We start from the raw sequence: 20,297 nt of genomic DNA on the forward strand, positions 1-20,297 counted from the left end.
CAATTAATTCGAGGATTAATTTCCTACATATTCCTCCCAGCTCAATTCAGCCTGAGGATGAGGGAATTGGGTAAAGATTGTTCCTCCGTCGAAGTCGGTTGGAATTTCACTCAATCTATTGTAGCGACGGGCATCGATCCATCGGTGTCCCCAAGGCTCTGCCCAAAGCGAATAGCGTCTCTGATACAAGATTTCATCAATCAAGGCTGCTTGTGTGGTAGCTCCTGAGTAATCTCCGAGGCCTGCGGCATTTCGGATGATATTGATTGCTTCCACAGCTTCTGATGATTGATTTAAGTTAGCATGCGCTTCGGCTTTTAAGAGAATCAATTCCTCATTTCTGATGAATGGAATTGAAGCGGTGTTAGAAGCCCAACGTGCATCTTGGTGAGTTCCTACCAAAGTACCTGCATCTGTAGAAACCGTTACAGGGGTATCTCGCTCCAAGAACTTGGAAGCTACTCTCAAGTCACCTGGAGTGGCATCTTCCAAAACAGATGGATGTACCACGATGATGGTATTGACGGCAGCATTAGGCACATAAAATAATGGGTTGAAAATATCGGGTGCCGCTCCATAAGGATGGGAAGGACCGGCGTTCAAATCACCATTGAGGTCCATAAACGATGCGTTCAAAGCTGTCAGAACTCCCTGCCAATCCTGACGATAAGCATTAAGTCTTGCAGTGATAGCACGATTTACTTGGCGAAGACCTTCGATAGTACTGAATCCATCAAAGCCTCTAGTCAAGGTGAATGGAAATGCTCCAGAACCTGCAGAACCTAAGGCTGCATCACCTTCATCCAAAATGGCCTTGATTGCATCCAATGCCTGTCCATAAGGTACGAAGGGACCTGGGTTCAAAGGATCAGATACATCAATTCGGATTCCATTTTCATAGACGAAGTTGGCTGGAATCATGTATTGATATCCTTGGATTGTTTTAGCAAAACCGCTTACCGCACTTCTGGCAGAAGCAGATATATTCTCGGTATTCTCCGAAGCAGTTACCAAGACATTGGCTTGATTGATGGCCTGATAAGGAGAAGCATAAGAGCCACCACCCGTGTTACCAAAACCGAAATAAGATCGATCTGGGGTTCGGCCATTTTGCCCTAGCCAGTCAGTCTGGAATCTAGGATCGGAAGCATTAAGGTACCAAATCTCCCGACCAAAGGTATTCCAAGCTTGCGAAACGTTGGTGACATAACCTCTGTGTCTTGATTCGAGTCCTGTGATCAAGAATTGTATTTGTTCCCGTGTTGCATTGTCTGATACAGATCCTACCGATGGGTTGTTTGGATCTTGTATCTCGTCTAGTTGTAGGGGATTACATGCTGCAAGTACACCTGCAACTGCAATCACTTTACTGATATTTTTAAGTGTGTTTTTCATGTTGTTGCGGGTTTAAAAGTCGATAGTTAAGTGGAAGAATACGCGACGTGGTGTAGGGTAAGGCGCGATATCCACATTGTTTGCTACTGCTTGAGCTCCGAAAGTGGAAGTCTCAGGATCGTAGCCTTCGTAGTCGGTGAATAGGAAAGCATTGTTGACAGAGCCACCTACTCGGATATTCTGAACTGCGCTTCCAAACCATTCCTGAATCGTAGCTCTTGGGATGGTGTAATACAAACCGATTTCACGGATTTTGACAAAAGTCGCATCTTGTACCCAGCGTCCAGCATTATTGTAAGGCTCTGGCTCACGCTGACGTCCATTTGGAATTCCATCTCCATTATCATCATCAAACCAACCATTCGTAGTACCACCACTATCGGTCAAGAATGAAGTCAAGTTGATGTTGTCACCACCTTGTCTCCAATCTGTCAAGATGGAAAGTTCAAGTCCTTTGTAGATATTGAAACTATTGAAGAAGGATAGGTTGAAGTCTGGCTGAGAGTTACCCCAAATGGTAAATCCACCCGGCACATTGGGATCAGCAGGAGTACCTACAATGGTCGTAGGAGAGTAGCCTTCAGCATACAAGAAAGTACCTAGACCAGCACCAAATGCGCCAGCAGTATAAGTTGGAATACCTAGGCGAGTCATTTCAATACGATTTTGCCAGAAAAGTACTCTGGAGAACCATTTGAAATTTGGATTCTCTACAATATTACCGGAAAGTGCGATTTCTATCCCCTTGTTTTGAAGCTCTGCCTCATTACTTGGAGTGGTATTCACACCGGTAGCCGGAGAAAGTCTCAAGCTTTGAATGTTGTTCTGAGTATTTTTGATGTAGTAGGTTGCTTCCAAGCTAAGTCGGTTATTGAACATACCCACATCTACACCGAATTCCAGTTCTGTCGCTGTTTCAGGTCGGATTTGTGTGTTTCCGATTTGAGTAGAAACAACAGATCCAAGAAGGCCTCCAATGTTGGTGCCGCCTAGTGGAGTAAATGTTGCTCCGAATCCTACCGGTCCGGCAGTTTCACCATAAGCAATTCTTGGTTTTACTTGATTGAAAACTGAAGAACTCCAGAAGTCGAAATTAGCCAAGTTTACTGCCAAGGAAGCTCTAGGGAATGCATAATACTCATTTGGATTACCGTTCAACGTAGACTTATCCCAACGGATACCCACTGTACCGATCAGTTTGTCTTCGAAGTTTGCTTCCTGCTGCAAGAAAATACCAGCTTCTTGTACTTCAGAGTTGAATTCCTGATTGATTTCTTGGATGGCAGCCTGACCCAAGTTGGTTTGGCCTGGTACCAAGCCTCTACCTCTATTGAATAGAGCACTATTGTTAAAATCTAGTCTTACTAGACCTGCTTGAGAGTTCATATTGACTCTTCCAAGGTTCCAGTTATATACCAAAGCCGCTTGGAAGTTGGTGTTGAAGCTTTCTTGCTTTCCTTTCAATACATCACCTGGATTAGCCTGCGCTCTTTGGAACTGCAAAAATTCAGGAAGATAGATGAGTGTTCTGTTTTGTAAGAAATCTAATCCACCGGCAATGTTGGCAGTAAGAAAACTGTTCTCAGTTTTCAAAAGATCAATATCCAAGGTGAATGCTTGGATGAAACGATTTACTTCTGAGTTGTTTACCGCATTGTCTGTTACTGCCACCGGATTGTCTGAGAAGTAAGGGTTGACAGGGTAGGTACCATCGGCATTCCTTCTCAGATCAAAATAATTAGGTACATAAGCAATACTGTATCCGATAGATGCCCCGGTATTGTTCTGGTTTCCAGTGAATCCTCTGTCTGTGTTAGACTGAATGTAGTTGGAAGATACTCCAAGACGAATGGCATTACTGATCTTGTGATCAATGTTTGCTCTTACGGAATAACGCTGAAAACCGGTATTTCGAACAGTACCTTCTTCGTCAGAAATGTTACCTGATACGAAGAATTTGGTCTTCTCATTACCACCCGACACATTCACTCGAGTATTTAGAAGTGTAGCTTGATTGTTGTAAAAGAAGTCTTCATAGTCGATAAAATTACCAGAAGATTGTGCAGCTCTGAATCTTTCAAGCTCAAGCGGTCTTCTTGCTTCAGGGAAGAAGAAATTGATTTTCTCTTCACTCCAGTCGTCTACACCTAGTAGTCTTAATGGCTCGGCAAAACCGATATCCTGAGAAAGGGATACGGTAGTTCTTCCTTCAGCACCTCTTTTGGTAGTAATGATGATTACACCTGCATTAGCACGGGTACCGTAGATCGCTGCTGCGGATGGACCTTTCAAAACCTCAATTGTCTCGATATCAGCTGGATTCAAATCAGCGAGACGGTTAGCTCCGTCATCCTGATTACTTCCGCCTGCTCCTGTTACAGATGCTCGACCGGTTCGTTGGGTGGCATTGGAAATATAAACACCATCCACAATAATTAGTGGCTGAGATGCACCAGAGAGACTGGAGATACCTCGAAGCTGGATCGACATACCACCACCTGGAGCACCGCCGTTTGATCGGATAGTAGCACCGGCTACTTTACCATAGAGGGCCCCGTCAGTAGTTTGGATAGTCGTTGTTCCAGTGAGGTCTTTGGCAGAAACGGTAGAAACTGCATTGGCGAGATTACTTCTTTTTACAGAAGATGCAAGACCCGTCACTACCACTTCCTCCAAATTAGTTGCATCCTGATTCAACTGAATATTCAGATTGCTCATAGAGGAGGATACATTGATCTCTTTTGTCAAGTATCCAATAGAAGAAACAACAAGAGTTGCTCCATCGGCATTTTGGATGCTTAGTGAAAAGTTACCATCAATGTCCGTGATAGTTCCAGTGGTCGTGCCCTTGATCAGGATACTTGCACCGATGAGCGGCTCCGAGGTCCGCTCGTCTGTCACAGTACCCGAGACGGATATCTGTGCCCATGCCATCCCTGTGGAGAGCCACAGAAAAAGCAGGGGAAGGCTTAGTTTGTAAAATTTGTTCATAAGGTTTAAATATTTAATTATCTAATCTGAAATTACAAAAAGGGAATGGATTCCTCGATTAATTTTCAACTTATTGTTAAAAAATATTATGAAAGGAAAGTAGAAATGATATTTTGTAAATATTCTTTGGCAGAAAAGGATTTTTTAAAAGAAAAGAGGGGCCTCGCCCCTCTATATTGAAAACCGCTATTACTTTTTTATCATTGGTAGTACTATTCTACTTTGGAACTTCCCTCCATGATGAATAGAGTTGGTTGCTACTACTCCCTCTGTTTCGTCGTAATTATTTCCACCAGTATTCATATTTCTGTCAAAACGTGGGAAGTTTGAGCTGGTCACTTCGATACGGATTCGATGTCCTTTATCAAAATAATTGGACGTACTCATAGGAGTCATTTTGATCTCATAGACTTTTCCATCCTCCATCCAGACTTCTTTGTCATAGCCTTCACGGTATCGAACCCTCTGAATAGTTTCGTCCAGGTTGTAGGCTTTTCCATCCGGATGAACGTCGATGACTTTGATGGTGACATCTGTATCCTTGGCATCTGAACTCAGATACAAATACGACTCGATGAAACCCGAAACTTCTACTCCTTCTTCTAGAGGCTCTGAGGTGTAGACGAGTATATCATCCCTTAGCTCCATTTCAGACTGGTCAAATGCACCGCCTTGGACTGCATTACCCGTACAGCATACATTTCCACCATAGGAGGGAACAGGGTCCATCGGATCATAGGTGAAAGTATCTTGATTTTCTTTTTTAGGCGCCTTTGCAACCAGTTTTCCATCTCCATTTCTTGTATTGGCATTACCTTCTGAGTCCAGGTAGAAATTGGTCATCACAGCTTCTTTGGGAGGCCATACATCTGAGGACTGCCACTTGTTCGAGCCCATGGTGTAGTAGGTTACTTTTGGAAGCTCACTGATGGTATTGCTTTCTTCTCCTTTTAGCCACTTGTCAAACCAAGCTGTAATCACCTCATCATAGTTCCAGCGGGCATCCCCTACACTTCGCTCACCTACGATGGTGTTTTCAGTTGCTCTGGTGTAAGAGCAATGCAAAACAGGGGCGATAACCAAATACTGGTTGTCTCTAGCTAGTTGGCTGATAGCATTCTCTCTGGCGTGATTGTATAGCGCGATGTTTGGTGAAGAGGACACGTCATACCAAGACACAAACCACATACTTGGTTTGTCAAAAGGCATATCGTCATGATATAGTCCACCCTGATACCAGCGTGCATCATTAGGCTTTCGTGTAATCATTTCTTCATAGATGCCTTTTGGTCCATTTACATTTTTGATAATGTCCTGAACGGGCAAATGTGCCAAGCCTTCTTTCCAGTCCACTCTTGGGTATTCCGGAGCCATGTCATAGAAGCGCTGCAATCTCAATAAGTCCTCCTGAGCGATTCCTCGCTGAAGTCTTGGAGCCATTGGGTCATGTTGTGTTCCATAAAGCCAAGCTGTAAACAGCATCTGCCCAGCACCTCCTCGGTACCAGTTGCCTTGCTCTACAAAGTCTCCAATTTTACCAACTCCAGCACCAAATCCTTGTGGGACCAAAGCTGCTAATGCAGGATGATCTAAAGAAGCAGCAGCCATTTGCCATTCAGCAGTGGAGGAACAGCCAAGGAGACCAATCTTCCCATTGCTCCAACTTTGCTCAGACATCCAGTCAAAAGCATCATAGCTATCTGTCAGCGGTGTGCCGAGAATATCCCATTCACCTTCAGAGAAAAAGCGCCCTCTTTCATTCTGAACGACATAGGCATATCCTTTTTTGACCCAGGAAAGGGCAGATTGCATAGTTCGGGTACGAAGTTCACCATCTCCATAGGTGTTAAAATTATAAGGAGTCCTTGAGAATACGATCGGGACAGGCTCATCAGTTTTGGGTCTGTAGATGTCAGTAGCTAGGCGGATTCCGTCTCGCATTGGCATCATTACTTTCTGATCGACGATCGCGATCTCCTCCAATTGGTCCAAAATGGATTTTTCTTGTCCAAAAACCTGGATAGAGAAAAGAAAAATCAGGACAGTAAATAGTGTCTTGGGTATTATTCTGTTCATGGTGCTGCTAAAATTTATTTGCATTAAATTACCCTTTACAATCTGATAATTCTAAAAAAATAATGATAAGAGGTATTTCTTAGGGTTTTTAGGAAATAAGGTTAATTAAAGAAAGTAAGAGTTAGGGATTTAGTTTCTTTAAACTCTTTTCAATGAAATGGTAATTATCTTTTGTATTCATTGAGAAGGCTTAAATTTGCCCTCACAAATTTTTGATCAGTAGCCAATAAATGATGAACGAGCTAAAAACGTGGGTGGAGATTCCCAAAAATTCCGATTTTACCATCTATAATCTGCCATTTGGCATTTTCAAGAATAAAAGGCTAAGTCCTAGGGTTGGAATTGCAATTGGTGATAAGATTGTTGACTTGAGCATTTTGGATCAGGAAGGATTCTTTTCGGATCTTTTTCTCCCAGAAGGTATCTTTTTAAGCGAAGCACTTAATGATTTGATTGCCTTGGGTAAAACTCAAACCAAAAAAATCAGAGAGCGCGTACAAGAATTGCTTCTGGCTGATAATGAAAAGCTTCGTGACCATTCCATCCGTGGAAAAGTAATGGTCAACCGAAAAGAAGCCGAAATGCTTTTGCCTGTCAAAATCGGAGATTACACGGATTTCTATAGCTCCATGGAGCATGCTACCAATGTAGGAAAGATGTTTCGTGATCCAGAAAATGCACTGTTGCCAAATTGGAAGCATCTACCCGTAGGCTATCATGGAAGAGCTTCATCCATCATTCCTTCAGGTGTAAATATTCATCGCCCAAAAGGCCAATTCAAGGATCCAGATATGGAGAGCCCTTCTTTTGGTCCGAGCAGAAGAATGGATTTTGAGTTGGAATTAGCATTCATCACGGGAAAATCTACCAAGCTTGGGGACTCAATATCTACAGAAGAAGCGGAAGACTATATTTTCGGATTTGTCTTGTTTAATGACTGGTCTGCAAGGGATATTCAGGCTTGGGAATACGTTCCATTGGGTCCATTCTTGGGGAAAAGCTTCGCCTCCTCCATTTCACCATGGGTAGTTACCATGGAAGCTTTGGATCAATTCCGAGTAGACGGCCCAACCCAAGATCCGGAGGTTTTGCCTTACTTGAAATGTGAAACGCCGCATAGCTTTGATATCAATCTGGAAGCATACATTCAGCCTGATGGAGTAAAACAAGCCAGTCGAGTCTGCCGATCCAATTTCAAATACATGTACTGGAATATTGCACAGCAGTTGGCGCATCATACCGTCAATGGCTGCAATATCAATGTGGGAGATATGATGGCATCGGGTACAATTTCTGGACCTACAGAGGATTCTTTTGGTTCTATGCTGGAGCTCAGCTGGAAAGGAAGCAAACCGGTCAAACTGGATACTGGCGAAGAGCGAAAATTCATTGAAGATGGAGATACGGTGATCCTCAAGGGCTATGCTGAAAAAGATGGTGTGCGAGTTGGCTTTGGAGAAGTTCGATCTAAGCTCCTTCCAGCCAAATAATAACTTCAAAAAGAAATAAATAAAATCCTGAGATGTGCTCTGAACCTTTCTCGGGATTTTTATTTCGAGTCAAAATTTATTTTCCCACCATTTTCAAAAGTGTCTCTGGCTCATCTGTGGTGATAAAGTCTATTTTTTTATCAAGCAGAAATTGCATCACCTCCGGGTCATTAACGGTCCAAGAATTGGTGGTAAGTCCCAGTTGGCGGGCTTCCTCAATCCAGTTTGGCTTCAGTTGAAGAATTCTAAAGTTGTAATCAAAGCCATAAAACCCTGCTTCCTTGAGTTCTGCAGGCGATTTGTCTCCGGTCAAGTAGGCCACCTTTGCGCTAGGGTCGGTAGCGATGGCTTTCAAGCCACCTTCATAGCTAAAGGTGATATACTCTACCCAATCTTGCGCCTGAAGTTTCTGAACCGTAAGCACGGCCAATTCTCCCACTCGCTCACTTCTTTCAGTGCTAATTTCTGAGGGCTTAAATTCCAAAATCAGTTTCGTCTTCTTTTGCTTCATTCCTTCTCCAAGGTATTCTTCAAGAGTGGGTATTTTTTCTCCGTTTGGGAGTTTTTTGCTCAGTAAGGTCTCATAGGTTTCATGCTCTATGTCCAATCCCTGAAAGTCTGCATCATGATTGATTACCAACACTTCATCCGCTGTCATCCATACATCAAATTCAGATCCTTCGCAACCCAGCCGAATGGCTTCTCTTAGGGAGGCGATTGAATTTTGCGGAAGCTCATTCTTTTTCCAAGCACCGCGGTGGGCTATGACTTTATTTTGGATAAAAGAGCTCTGTGCACTGAGGCTGAGACTTAGAAAACAGAGAGCCAGTGAGATTAGAAATGCTTGCATTTTAGGATTGATTTTGGATTTCGAAAGCGGAAATTATTCCCTTTCTAGGAATTATGGCAATTTTTTAAAAAAGTTCATAGAAACTTCATTCAGGATCAGCCTTGGAATCAAGAATCATTATCAGGTTTTTTTGGTCCTGCCATTTTGTAGAGTAGCCATCCAATACCAACCAAGAAGTGGAGGGCCAAAACTACGACTACGATGATCAAAGTGGTATTGCCTTGCATGGATTTCTTGAATCGACGGTTTACAGTTGAAATTAACAAAAGCGCTTGGGAGTAAATCAATTTCAAAAAAATCCTTAGCCAGTTTTCTTGTTTGAAGATACTTTTAGGAGGACTTTTCTTTGTATAAAATCAATTTGATATGTCGTTTTTTATAGATAGTAAAGTTAAAAACTTTCGAATTCTTTCTTTTTGCTTTAAAAATAATTACCTTTTAATACACTGATTTTCAAACTAATAAATAGCCTTCCTGGCTAGATTGTTTACGGTTCCCACTCACCACCTTCAGGTAGAGCTTCGGGATATTGATTCGAACATGTCCACTTGGACACCTTTTCTTTCCCTTATTTTAACCCCCATATTATCATGGCAAAAATCAAAAATTTAACCATCACATCGCCCATCCTTTTTGCGCTTCCACTAAAAAGTACCTGGGCTGTCACTCCGATCGACATCAATAGTCCGCTCTCCGGTGGTGCTTGGGATGGTGCAGGAAAGCTGAAATTCTCCCGAGGAGAAGTTTTGGCAAAGAACGATGCACAATTTCTCTACATGGCAATTGATGTAGTTCAGGACACAGGTAATGATTCTGGTACCGGTGATTATTTCTGGCTTTCTTTTGACAGAAATAGAGACCGGGCCATCACTGCTAATTATGACATCAACTATGCCCTTTACCCAGGCCAGCCGAATAAACTTGCGCGGCAGTATTACCTCGGGCCAGCGAGGTGGACAGGTATTTTGAATGACCCTAGTAGTTCGGAAGTGGTTCAAGAATTTGGCTCAAGCGAGGCATCCTCAGCATCCCATCGTATTTGGAAGTTTAAAATTGATCTAAAAGAAATCAATATCGCCCTTTCATGGCCCTTGAGTCCGCCTTATTCCTATTTCGGTTTTCGGGTCAAATCCACTAGACCTGGTTTTACGACAGATTTCCCAGGGAATTTTTTCAAGGATTTCAAAAAGCTGAGACAGATTATTTTGTCCAGAAAACCTGGAATCCCTGAAAAATTAGCTGGCCCTGTGATTGGAGGCATTGGCTTGATTCCAAAATCGAATATCAATCAATCTACAGGGAGGGCGACTACAGATGCAGGCTATTACACTCACGTTCAAAATGCTGCCTTTGGAGGGACATTGAATGTGATTGGCAATCGTACCAAACTACAGCAGCTTTGGGCGCAGGGAGCAAGAAAATACCGGGTTCTCATTGACCCACCTACCGGCTCTGCTCAGAAGTTACTTAGCAATTGGTCCAATTATCGGTGGAATGGATCTTCTTATGTGCTCCAGACCTTTTCCGCTTCAGCTTTGGGCTATTATCAATTGGCAAATCCTGCAATAGATTACTCCATCGATGACTTATTGATCCAATTTCCTACCATAGCTTTGCTTCCAGGAATTCACAAAATCACTGTGATATTTTACAAAGGAAGAACGGTTGCTGCGACGGATACGGTCAATATTTACATCGATAATCATCTACCGGGAGTAAACATAGAAAGTATCAAACACGGAAGGAGTGAGGTGTCTGCCTGTGCGATCGAAACAATTGGACCTGCACCCGATGGATTGAATTTTAGAATTACAGCACACGATCCACAAGGAAACCTTCGTGCAATTCAATTCAGAGCCACCTACGGTGAAAATCAAGCCACTGGAATTTTCAGTGAAAGTTATGGTCTCTCGAAAGGTAATTGGGCAGGTCATACGAATCTATTGATACCATCTAGTGGTAATTGGCGTCCACCTCAAACATGTGCCTACAGCTTTGTGCTTACAGCCTGGGCCAGGACCACCAATGGCTATGGATACATCGGCCATAATTCTACCCATAGAAATTTGACGCTGCTATTGAAATGATTGAATATTAATGAAAAAGGCCACCTTGAAATCAAACAAGGTGGCCTTTTCTCGTAGTTTTTTCGATTAGTTAAATCCAAACTTTTTCAATCCATCATGACTGATTCTAATGGCTTCAAGTGGATCAAGATCAAAAGTATTGTCTTGCTCAACTAGGTAATATTCCATTCCCGATTGGTCCTTTTCCGCCAAAATTCGAGCGAAATCAATTGTGCCGGTGCCAACAGGTGCGAATTCTCCCGCTTCACTCATATCCTTTACATGCCAAGCTTTGAATCTACCCGGATACTTCTCAAAGTAAGCCAATGGGTCAGCACCTGACTTAGTTACCCAAAAAAGGTCCATCTGATAGTTGACGTGAGCAGGGTCTGTGTTTTCTAGAATATAATCTGTTAGGATCGTGCCATCTTCCATGGGCTTAAACTCAAAGTCATGGTTGTGATATAGAAGCTTGAGTCCAGCAGCAAAGCATTTCTCACCGATTTGCGTCAGAATACTCACCAATTCTTCTGGTGTTCCTTTCATTCCCATTCCATCAGGACCAAAAGTAAACATACCCATTGGAGGAACTGGAATCACAAAGTATTCAAATCCAGCTGCTTTAGTGGCTGCAATTTGCTCATCGGCATTTTCCAGAGTCACGCCACCCATGTGCGTACTTCTGGCATCCAAGCCGATAGATTCAAGATAGCTTTTGAACTCAGCCGGTTCCATTCCATAAAACTTTCCATCTGCATAGCCTGCAGCCTCTACGTAGGCATAGCCTGCATCTGCTACTTTCTGGAGTGTGCCTTTCGGATCAGTGCCCATTGCATCTCGAAGGGTGTAAAGGGCCAAGCCTCCGAAGTTTGTTGATTCCATACTTGTCTCTTCGTTTGATTCGGTTTGTTCATTGGATTGGGGGCTGCATCCTAGGCTTAAAGCCAAAAGACCAGCAATTCCAAGGTTTGATAGGAGTGTCTTCATAGTGATTTTTAATTTGACCCTAAGTTAATTCATATACATGAAAATGATCCCTTTTTTGGATAAATGGAAGGAAGGAAATGAGTAGAGTATATCCCTGATTGTTAGATTCGATGGAACAATTTGTACTCAAATCCTTTTCTATAATAGAACTAACCTTTAAATTTTTATGCCAGATAAAGCCAAAATAGTAGATATTCAGAAGCTTACGCATGATGTGAAGCAGTTTAAAGTAGAAAAGCCAAACGGCTATTCTTTTGAGCCAGGTCAGGCTTGCGAGGTAGCAATCAATAAGGAAGGCTGGACAGAAGAAAAGAGACCATTCACTTTTACCTGTCTTCCTGAGGACGATCATCTAGAATTCGTCATCAAATCCTACCACGATCACGATGGAGTGACCAAGGAGATTGACAGTCTCAAAGTGGGCGATGAACTTTTGGTCGATGAATCATGGGGAGCAATTCAGTACCAAGGGAAAGGTATTTTCATTGCCGGTGGAGCCGGGGTCACGCCTTTTATAGCGATTTTCAAAAGTTTGAAAGCTCAGGGAAAAGTAGACGGAAATAGTTTGCTTTTCGCAAATAAAACTTCCAAGGATGTGATTCTGGAAGATTGGTTTGAAAATACCCTTGGGGAAAATTTCATTTCCATCTTGGATCAAGAAGAAAAAGAAGGTCATGCCCATGGTCGAATTGACAAAGAATTTTTACAGAAACATGTTTCTGATTTCAAGCAGGAATTCTATGTCTGTGGACCCGAACCTATGATCAAAGCAGTCAGCAAAGCGCTGGAAGAGCTGGGAGCCAATCCGGAGGCGATTGTATTTGAGAAGTGATTTTTGATCAATATTAAAATTGAGCGAATTCAGTAATCCCCCAAATAATAATGAGGGATCGAATTCGCCAAATTTTTTTATGGGTAGACTTTTTACCCGTTACCAAATACATTTGGGAAGAGGAAAGTTACCAATCCAGCCCACACCAGATAAGCCGGCAAGAAATAGGAGATAGTTTGGCCGAACTGATTAATGCTTTTCCTGGATCTAACAGTCAAAAAGAGGTCTTTTCCTACCCAAATCAAATGTACCATCATAAGTATATTAATTCCCAAAATCGCCGTGCGGTTAGGGGTGAATCCCCATTCGTTGATCCGGAATATGATGGCTGACAAGGCAACAGCATTTACAAGCAAAGTAGCTAAGGCTAAAAGCAGCAAAAGCCAGTTTTGGGAAGCTTGATTTTTTCCTTGGCTATTCTCTGCAATCGAGAAAAAAATCAATGCCATCACGCCAATCAAAAGCAAATTAAAGAGCAATAGAAACTCCCGGTCATTGTAAGGGTCTTTGCCTGCATATACGATTGCTCCCAGATAAACCAAGAGCATTACCAATACAAGTGGACTGAAGATTCGGGCAATAATCGGTGGGACTTTATTGACCAATTGGGGATTGGTTTGGGTCAGGTGGGTGGCAATTAAAGGGATAGCAGCCAATCCGAAAACGGCAATGTATTCCATATAAAATTCCTCAATTCTCAAACCAATCAGGCTAAAGAGTCCAATCGTAATTGCCGAAAGGATTCCTCCCGAAAGGACCAATAATCCACCCATGATAATGGCATCACCATTGAATCGAAGGAAGCCCAATCGGCTTTCAGAACTTTTCCAATTTTCTCCTCCAAATGCAAATCCCAATAGTCCCCACAGAAGAATAGGTAAATGAATACAGGCCAGAACCAGCGTGTCACTACTTTCATTATCAGGTAGAAGGTTGATATAAAGCAGCGAAGCGAGAAAAGATAGGGTAAGAATGATGTTGCTTTTCTGTGAAAGCTTATTTTTCCAAGCAAAATAGACTGAAACAAAAGGGAAAACCATCAGTCCAAGATTTTTGGGATAAAAGAAATCCTCATTGATGGGGAAAATAGCTGGGAGCTTAGCATAAATTCCAGCTGCTAAAGATGCTACAATTAAAAATATCCATTCTGATTTTTCTCCCCATTGAATGCTATCCGATGGAGTTTGGAGCCGTGCTTTCCAAAAATCCGAAACCGGAGATTGGTTTTGAATACTTGGATAGATGTCCAAGAATGCTTTTTTGAATTCAGATTTATTCTTTCTATAAAGTTTTTCCAACTCTTCTGCCTGGTCGAGATGGGATAGGATTTCTTTTTTCATATTAGGTGCTGCTTTAGATTAAATTTAATGATTCTGAGTTTCTGCTTTTCTGGCAGTATGAAATTGATACGGCTTAAAATTCGTCTTGAAGTTTAGATGGTTGTTGCTTCGATCTTCATTCTTCCGGCTTCCAGCGTGGCGAGCAAAACGAATTAGGGTAGTGGTCAGATTTCGGATATCTATATGCATGATTTTCAATTCCAATGTCCTGGAATGGCAAAGGCAGTTACGGCACTTATCCAAAGTGAAAAGAAATAGAAAATGATACTGAATATCACCGCTATTAATTTTTTATTTCCTTCGGGAAACCAATGAAATCCCATCAAATACAAGAAAAAGCCACCACCAGCCCCACCCAAAGGGATGATGACTAGAGGATAATACATCCAAGATTCGAATAGATCTTCTTTCATAAGGATAATGAAAGCCAACCAGGCCAAAGGAAGGCTTGCACCTAGTACAGCTGGGAGTAATAAGTCTTTTAGGTTGCGAGGAAGAAAGGGGGCTTGATTTGTGTTCATGATTTTAGATTTTATTTTAAATGAAAGTACTTTGTATTTCAAAGTGAATGGATAAATTTTTTTAGTTTTTGTTTTCTTTGATCAATTGCTCCAGAAAATCCAAATGATCCTGAAAGGCTTTTTTTCCTGATGCTGTAGCCGAATAATTGGTTTGCGGCTTTCTGCCCACAAAGGTCTTTTCTACTGCTACATAGTCTTGGTTTTCCAAGTATCGTAGGTGAGAAGCGAGGTTTCCATCCGTCACCTCCAGGATCTCTTTGAAGGAATTGAAGTCATATTGCTCATTGACCATCAGGATGGACATGACACGCAGTCTGACGACATTTTCAAATGCTTTATCGTAATTCCCCTTCACCTTAGCGATCGTATTTTTGATACATCAAAGCGCCGTATATCACGTGTAAGATTCCGAAGCCGGAAATCCAAAACCACAAGCCATAATCAGGAAAGAAAGCTGACATTATTCCCAAAATCAACTGAAAAAAGCCTAGTTTCTGTATTTCCCCTAAGGTAAAATTAGAGGCAGCGAAGAGTCCCAAACCATAAAAAATCAATAGGTTGGCAGGAATCAATTGGAAAGCTGATTCATGAATCAGCGCAAAGGTGAAAAGCCCACCAACCAAGACGGGTATAAACAGCGCTTGCATAAAACGCTTGCTAGCACTGTTCCAAAACACCTGGGCTTTTTGTTTGCTTTTTCGCTTGCTGAGAAGCAAAGCAGAACCAATAGCCAATAAAAGGACCGAAATCGCCAAGAGTAATAATCGGGGCAACAAGGAAGAACTGCTCAATAATTGGCTTGAATCCCCCCATTGGCTCTGTGGAAAGTAAAGCCAATACCAGGCGAACCCGCCACCAATCAATGCATAAATTCCAGCTAATACACCCGATAGTCCACTCAAAGAAAGGAAACGCGTACTTCGCTCCATCATGGACTTGATTTCGGCTAATTCTTGTTCAGGTTTTTTCATTTTAAAAGTACTTTGTAATGCAAAGTAAATGAAATTTTACAAAAAAATATTTGGCTACATGATTTTTTTGAAATCGAAGCTGGACTTCTCCCCGCATAGTTTGCTCTGTTTTTGGGAAAAGCTTCTTGATTACTTTATTTTTAAGTAATCAAATTGCAAATTATCAATTGATTGTATTCTATAAAAATCTCTGTTAAGCATTGTTTACTCCAGATTTGGAAATGACTTTTTTGACCAAGGGCCCGATGGATAATCCTTGAACGATGATGGAGAAAATCACAATGAGGTAAGTAATGGTCAAAAATAATTCTCGTCCCATCTGCGGCTCGAGTGAAAGCGCCAAGGCTATGGAAATGCCACCCCGGATTCCTCCCCATGTCATAATCAGATTCGTTTTTGGGATAAAGTCCAACTTCTTTTGAAATAGGGAAACTGGTCCAGAAAGGGCAACAAATCTTGACAGAAGCGAAATCACGATTCCAAATACTCCAAAAATCACATAGGTGCTATCCAGCGAAACGATTAACAATTCTAAGCCGATCAATACAAATAGTAGTGCATTGAGTAAAACGTCGATTAGCTCCCAGAATTTATCTACATAGTTTTGAGTATTGGGCGACCAAGCGATTTCAGGGGACTTGTTGCCAATGAAGATTCCCGCCACGACCACTGCGAGAGGCCCTGAAACATGCAAATAATGCGCTAAAGCCGATATTCCCATCACTAAAGCGAGGGTGATCATCACTTCGGTCTCAAAATTATCGATGGCTTTCATCAGTCTGAAAGCCAACCAACCGGCAATCAACCCAAGAGCTATCCCTCCGATAACTTCCTCAACGAACAGCAGTCCGACATCTCCAAATGACATCGAGTCCAAGCCTTGTTGGGCGATTTTGAAAATCACAATAAAGACAACAACACCCACTCCATCATTGAAAAGTGACTCGCCGACGATCTTGGTTTCTAGTTTTTTTGGTGCATTAGCTTCCTTCAAAATCCCTAAAACCGCAATCGGGTCAGTAGGGGAAATCAAGGCCCCAAATAACAAGCAGTAGATGTAATCAATGGGATAGCTGAATGCCAGAAATAAATAGTACATCAGCGTCCCTATCAAAAAAGTGGAGATGACTACACCGATGGTGGCGAATAACGCAATGGGGCCTTTTTGTCTTTTGAGGGCATCTAGTTTGGTGTGAAGGGCTCCCGCAAAAAGTAAAAAACTCAGCATCACATCTAGCAAGACAGTTTCAAAATCGATGGAGTTGATCAGTAAATTGGCTTCCTCTAAGATGAAGGGATTAAAAGATCCCAGTATATACACCGCAATGGTGAAAACGATGGCGATGATCATCAAGCCTATCGTGAAGGGAAGCTTCAAGAATTTGGTATTGATAAAGGCAAAACCAGCTGAAAGAATGGTCAAAATCGTGATGATATTGAAAATGTTCATGTCGATCTAGATTTAAGAATTCCAAAATACAAGCAATTCTTGAATGGACTTTATATTTCGGTGAGAAAGATGCAAACAAAAAAAGCACTGACCTGTCAAATGTCAGTGCTTTGTGAAAACTCTCAATTTTGGGACCTATTGAGAAACTGTTAACCTGTTTTCCTTCTTAAGTCCGCGGTTGATTCTTGGAACGGTATTTTGGATTACATCCTCTTGTTCTTCTCGTAGTTTATTCTTCATCAATTGGTAGTAGTCAAACTGGGACTTTTGATCTGCTGTCCAAGGTCCGATATAGTCACCAATTTCAGAGTACAGCGATCGGATTCTCCGACTCAATTCTCCGTATTTTCTGCTGATTTCCTTTAGGGGTGCAGCAGTACTTTTATCATAAGAAATTCCGTCCTTTTCCAATTTTTCGAGTTGGTCATCCAGTTTATTGATGGCTGTTTGATCCTCAGCTACCTCAGCATAAAGAGCCAAAACCTCCATTTGGGAGGCGGTCCATTCCTTTCGGATATCTATCGGAATATTCAATCTCGGATCATCGCTGACTTGAAATTTTTGCTCCTGTGATTTTCCATTGACTTCCAGTTTGGCAGTGTAAAGTCCTGGGTTGACAAAAGGGCCTGAGATTCTACCTCGTCCCGTGCCTGATGCCTCTGTTTGGTATCGGAGGTTCCACATCACCCGATGCAATCCTGCTTTAGTTGGTGCTTTGACTTCATCCACCATTTTTCCATTCGCATCAAAAATCGTCAGTTTGATCGCATCAGAGGAAACTGATTCTCGAAGATAGAAATCAATAGCTGCTCCGAAATCAGGATTTTCGCCTCGGTAGTACATATCTCCTGTATGCGCTCCATCGCGAGTGTAATTGATGATTTCCGCCTCAGCAATGGAGAAGAGTACGGCATCCTGCCTTAGGACCTCAGGAGTCATTTCCTGAAGTGCATTTACATGGTCAAGAATCCAAACTCCCCGTCCATGTGTACCCAAAACCAAATCATTATCTCGTGGATGAATCACTAAGTCATTGAATGGGAGAAAAGGCATATTGCTTTTGAGTTCCACCCAATTCTTTCCCAGATCGATACTAATGAATAGGCCAAGCTCTGTTCCCAAATAGAGTAGATTAGGGTTTTTAGGATCTTCTCGAAGGGTTCTGGCTACTCGGTTTTCTGGTAGATTTCCTTCGATGGATTTCCAGGTTTTGCCATAATCATCGGTTTGGTAGATGTAATTATTGAAGTCATCATTCCGGTAGTTATTGATGGCGACGTAGGCCCTTCCTGCTTGGTGGCTGGATGTTTCGATGGTATTGATCCAAGTTTCTTTGGGTAATCCCGCAAGTTGGGAAGTTACATCATTCCAAGTCTGTCCATCATCCCAAGAGACTTGAAGCAATCCGTCATCTGTTCCTGCATACAGCACACCGGGTTTGAATAAATCTTCAGCCACAGCGGTTAGGGTGGGGTAGTAGGGGATTCCATCATCCAATGAAGCTGTGTTTTCATCAGGTCTTTGTCCCATAATGAGGAGTTCTCTACGATTTACTTTGGTTGTCAAATCTCCCAGTGAAGTCCAGGTCGCTCCATTGTCGGTACTTTTCCAAAGGACATTGGTGCCGGCATAGATCGTATTGGGATCATGATGTGAGAGGAAAAACGGACCGTCCCAGTTGGCAGGCGCCATGGCATTGCCAAGTTCCGGTTCCGGGATCCCAGGACCCCAGGCATCCCAATTTCTGCGGGCACTGATTTTTCCTTGAGGGTCGCCTGGACGGATATCCTGACGTTGTCCCGTCTTCATATCGAGTCGGGAAAGTCCCAAGTATTGTGATTCGGTATAGACTACATTCGGGTCATTTCGATCGACTAGGTTTAAGAAACCATCTCCGCCTCCCAGTCGTCTCCAGTCCTCATTGATAATTCCGTCAGCTCGGTAAGTTTCGCTTGGGCCTACCCAGCTTCCATTGTCCTGAAGGCCTCCATACACATTGTAAGGTTTGGCATTGTCAACGGCTATTCGATAGTACTGACTGACTGGTAAATTGCTAATAAATAGCCATTTGATACCTCGATCATACGATATTCCGATACCTCCATCATCTCCTTTGATGACATGTCTGGAATCCTCGGGATTAACCCAAAGAATCCGATCGTCTCCATGGAGGGTTTGGCGAGGAGCGATGAATGTTCGACCGCTATCGGTAGAATAGCTATACTGATTCATCATGTAAATGCGAGACTCATCGCTGGGATCCACCAATGGCTGGGAAGCGTACATTGGTCTTGGATTCCAATCACTCATAAGTTCCCAGCTTTCTCCTTTGTCTTTGCTCCGGTATAATCCTGCCCGACGCTCATTGTAGGCTGTGGAGGCGTTGTATTGAAAGCCTTGCTCCAAGGAAATGTAGACTACTTCAGGATTGCTTCGATAGATGGAGATCCCAATTCGGCCATAATCCCCTTCAGGTAGTCCGTTTTTCAGTTCTTTCCAGGTTTTGCCTCCATCGGTAGACTTGTGAAGTCCACTTCCAGGTCCTCCACCATGAAATCCATAAGGTCTTCTTCTTCTTTGATAGGTGGCTGCATAGAGGATGTTTGGGTCTGAAGGGTCCATGGCCACGTCTGTGACACCGGTATCTTCATTCACATAAATGATTCGCTCCCAGGTTTTGCCTCCATCCTTGGTTTGGTAAAGACCTCGTTCCTCATTGGGTCCCCAAAGATGCCCGATAGCAGCGACGTATGCGACCAAGGTATCCGTGGGATGAAGTACGATTCGACCGATATGATGCGAGTCTTTTAATCCTACATTTTCCCAAGTCTTACCGCCATCATGTGACTTGTAGACACCATCTCCCCAGGAAGAGCTTTGGCGATTGGCTCGCTCTCCGGTGCCGACCCATACGATATTGGGATATTTTTGATGAAGAGCGATGGCACCCACTGAGTGAGTTCCTTCATTTTCAAATACAGGTTCAAAAGTGACCCCATTGTTTGTCGTCTTCCAAACGCCTCCTGTCGCAGTGGCAGCATAGAAGGTGTAAGGATCAGATTCGAGTACGGCAAGATCTACTATTCGCCCACTCATCGTCGCAGGTCCGATATTTCGGAGTTTTAGCCCGTTAAGTAGTTCGCTTGTTAGTTCTTGGCTTTGACTTGTCATCGAAAAGCCTAGACAAAGCAGGAGTAAGAGGTATTTATTTTTCATATGAGAATATTTCTACTTAAGCTGGAAATTAAGCAGCCTGTGTCAGAGTACAAATTCTTTTTGAGGAATGGTGGCTTCTAAATATGTCCAAGGCTCAAATCTAAGCCAAAGC

Annotated in this window: 15 protein-coding genes; 3 read left to right on the top strand and 12 right to left on the bottom strand. The window is 42.6% G+C overall.

Features of this window, described 5'->3' with window-relative positions; genetic code table 11:
- Positions 1-15: 15 nt before the first annotated feature.
- From G457_RS0116615 to G457_RS0116630, 3 genes are all read right to left on the bottom strand, one after another.
- Entirely contained in the window at positions 16-1,395 is a 1,380-nt protein-coding gene (locus tag G457_RS0116615; protein WP_026947465.1) for a RagB/SusD family nutrient uptake outer membrane protein, read from the bottom strand.
- Between the two features lie 12 nt (positions 1,396-1,407).
- Positions 1,408-4,386 carry a SusC/RagA family TonB-linked outer membrane protein gene (locus tag G457_RS0116620; RefSeq protein ID WP_026947466.1) on the bottom strand — a complete coding sequence of 993 codons (2,979 nt, stop codon included), beginning with the start codon at positions 4,384-4,386 and terminating at the stop codon, positions 1,408-1,410.
- Positions 4,387-4,575: 189 nt separating this feature from the next.
- A complete protein-coding gene (locus tag G457_RS0116630) occupies positions 4,576-6,462 on the bottom strand; it encodes a CocE/NonD family hydrolase (RefSeq protein ID WP_026947467.1) in 1,887 nt (628 codons plus the stop codon).
- A 230-nt stretch (positions 6,463-6,692) separates the two neighbouring features.
- On the opposite strand from G457_RS0116630, the gene fahA reads away from it, so the two are divergent.
- Positions 6,693-7,952, top strand: a complete 1,260-nt coding sequence (gene fahA, locus G457_RS0116635; protein ID WP_026947468.1) for a fumarylacetoacetase — start codon at positions 6,693-6,695, stop codon at positions 7,950-7,952.
- Between the two features lie 76 nt (positions 7,953-8,028).
- Here fahA and G457_RS0116640 read toward each other — a convergent pair whose 3' ends face one another.
- Positions 8,029-8,802 (bottom strand): glycerophosphodiester phosphodiesterase, encoded by a 774-nt coding sequence (locus tag G457_RS0116640; RefSeq protein ID WP_035484143.1) that lies wholly within the window; start codon positions 8,800-8,802, stop codon positions 8,029-8,031.
- A 107-nt stretch (positions 8,803-8,909) separates the two neighbouring features.
- Positions 8,910-9,095, bottom strand: a complete 186-nt coding sequence (locus tag G457_RS22845) for a hypothetical protein (protein WP_134202762.1) — start codon at positions 9,093-9,095, stop codon at positions 8,910-8,912.
- A 297-nt stretch (positions 9,096-9,392) separates the two neighbouring features.
- Between G457_RS22845 and G457_RS0116650 the strand changes: the two genes are divergently transcribed.
- Entirely contained in the window at positions 9,393-10,889 is a 1,497-nt protein-coding gene (locus tag G457_RS0116650; protein WP_026947470.1) for a hypothetical protein, read from the top strand.
- A 66-nt stretch (positions 10,890-10,955) separates the two neighbouring features.
- On the opposite strand, the gene G457_RS0116655 is transcribed toward G457_RS0116650, so the two are convergent.
- On the bottom strand, positions 10,956-11,855 hold the full coding sequence (locus tag G457_RS0116655; protein ID WP_026947471.1) for a sugar phosphate isomerase/epimerase family protein: 900 nt from the start codon (positions 11,853-11,855) through the stop codon (positions 10,956-10,958).
- 166 nt (positions 11,856-12,021) lie between these two features.
- Here G457_RS0116655 and G457_RS0116660 point away from each other — a divergent pair, with 166 nt between their 5' ends.
- On the top strand, positions 12,022-12,687 hold the full coding sequence (locus G457_RS0116660) for an FAD-binding oxidoreductase (protein WP_026947472.1): 666 nt from the start codon (positions 12,022-12,024) through the stop codon (positions 12,685-12,687).
- Between the two features lie 92 nt (positions 12,688-12,779).
- Here the strand turns inward: G457_RS0116660 and G457_RS0116665 are convergent, their stop codons facing one another.
- The 6 genes from G457_RS0116665 to G457_RS21770 form a co-directional block, all read right to left on the bottom strand.
- Positions 12,780-14,027 carry a DUF4153 domain-containing protein gene (locus G457_RS0116665; protein WP_026947473.1) on the bottom strand — a complete coding sequence of 416 codons (1,248 nt, stop codon included), beginning with the start codon at positions 14,025-14,027 and terminating at the stop codon, positions 12,780-12,782.
- Positions 14,028-14,221: 194 nt separating this feature from the next.
- Positions 14,222-14,548, bottom strand: coding sequence for a hypothetical protein (locus tag G457_RS22360; protein ID WP_051260870.1), 327 nt, complete (start codon positions 14,546-14,548; stop codon positions 14,222-14,224).
- A 61-nt stretch (positions 14,549-14,609) separates the two neighbouring features.
- On the bottom strand, positions 14,610-14,903 hold the full coding sequence (locus G457_RS0116680; RefSeq protein WP_026947475.1) for a winged helix-turn-helix domain-containing protein: 294 nt from the start codon (positions 14,901-14,903) through the stop codon (positions 14,610-14,612).
- Position 14,904: 1 nt separating this feature from the next.
- Positions 14,905-15,519 (bottom strand): hypothetical protein, encoded by a 615-nt coding sequence (locus tag G457_RS0116685; RefSeq protein ID WP_026947476.1) that lies wholly within the window; start codon positions 15,517-15,519, stop codon positions 14,905-14,907.
- Positions 15,520-15,712: 193 nt separating this feature from the next.
- Entirely contained in the window at positions 15,713-16,969 is a 1,257-nt protein-coding gene (locus G457_RS0116695; RefSeq protein ID WP_026947477.1) for a cation:proton antiporter, read from the bottom strand.
- 135 nt (positions 16,970-17,104) lie between these two features.
- A complete protein-coding gene (locus tag G457_RS21770) occupies positions 17,105-20,185 on the bottom strand; it encodes a VPS10 domain-containing protein (protein ID WP_051260871.1) in 3,081 nt (1,026 codons plus the stop codon).
- Positions 20,186-20,297: the final 112 nt, after the last annotated feature.

It is taken from the genome of Algoriphagus marincola DSM 16067 (genome assembly GCF_000429405.1).
GTDB classification, from domain to species: domain Bacteria; phylum Bacteroidota; class Bacteroidia; order Cytophagales; family Cyclobacteriaceae; genus Algoriphagus; species Algoriphagus marincola.

Bases quoted from the DNA above. Each gene is read 5' to 3' on its own strand.
- G457_RS0116640 (WP_035484143.1), bottom strand. From the start codon at position 8,802: ATGCAAGCATTTCTAATCTCACTGGCTCTCTGTTTTCTAAGTCTCAGC.
- G457_RS0116655 (WP_026947471.1), bottom strand. From the start codon at position 11,855: ATGAAGACACTCCTATCAAACCTTGGAATTGCTGGTCTTTTGGCTTTA.
- G457_RS0116615 (WP_026947465.1), bottom strand. From the start codon at position 1,395: ATGAAAAACACACTTAAAAATATCAGTAAAGTGATTGCAGTTGCAGGT.
- G457_RS0116685 (WP_026947476.1), bottom strand. From the start codon at position 15,519: ATGAAAAAACCTGAACAAGAATTAGCCGAAATCAAGTCCATGATGGAG.
- G457_RS0116650 (WP_026947470.1), top strand. From the start codon at position 9,393: ATGGCAAAAATCAAAAATTTAACCATCACATCGCCCATCCTTTTTGCG.
- fahA (WP_026947468.1), top strand. From the start codon at position 6,693: ATGATGAACGAGCTAAAAACGTGGGTGGAGATTCCCAAAAATTCCGAT.
- G457_RS0116660 (WP_026947472.1), top strand. From the start codon at position 12,022: ATGCCAGATAAAGCCAAAATAGTAGATATTCAGAAGCTTACGCATGAT.
- G457_RS0116695 (WP_026947477.1), bottom strand. From the start codon at position 16,969: ATGAACATTTTCAATATCATCACGATTTTGACCATTCTTTCAGCTGGT.
- G457_RS0116630 (WP_026947467.1), bottom strand. From the start codon at position 6,462: ATGAACAGAATAATACCCAAGACACTATTTACTGTCCTGATTTTTCTT.
- G457_RS0116665 (WP_026947473.1), bottom strand. From the start codon at position 14,027: ATGAAAAAAGAAATCCTATCCCATCTCGACCAGGCAGAAGAGTTGGAA.
- G457_RS21770 (WP_051260871.1), bottom strand. From the start codon at position 20,185: ATGAAAAATAAATACCTCTTACTCCTGCTTTGTCTAGGCTTTTCGATG.
- G457_RS22360 (WP_051260870.1), bottom strand. From the start codon at position 14,548: ATGAACACAAATCAAGCCCCCTTTCTTCCTCGCAACCTAAAAGACTTA.
- G457_RS0116620 (WP_026947466.1), bottom strand. From the start codon at position 4,386: ATGAACAAATTTTACAAACTAAGCCTTCCCCTGCTTTTTCTGTGGCTC.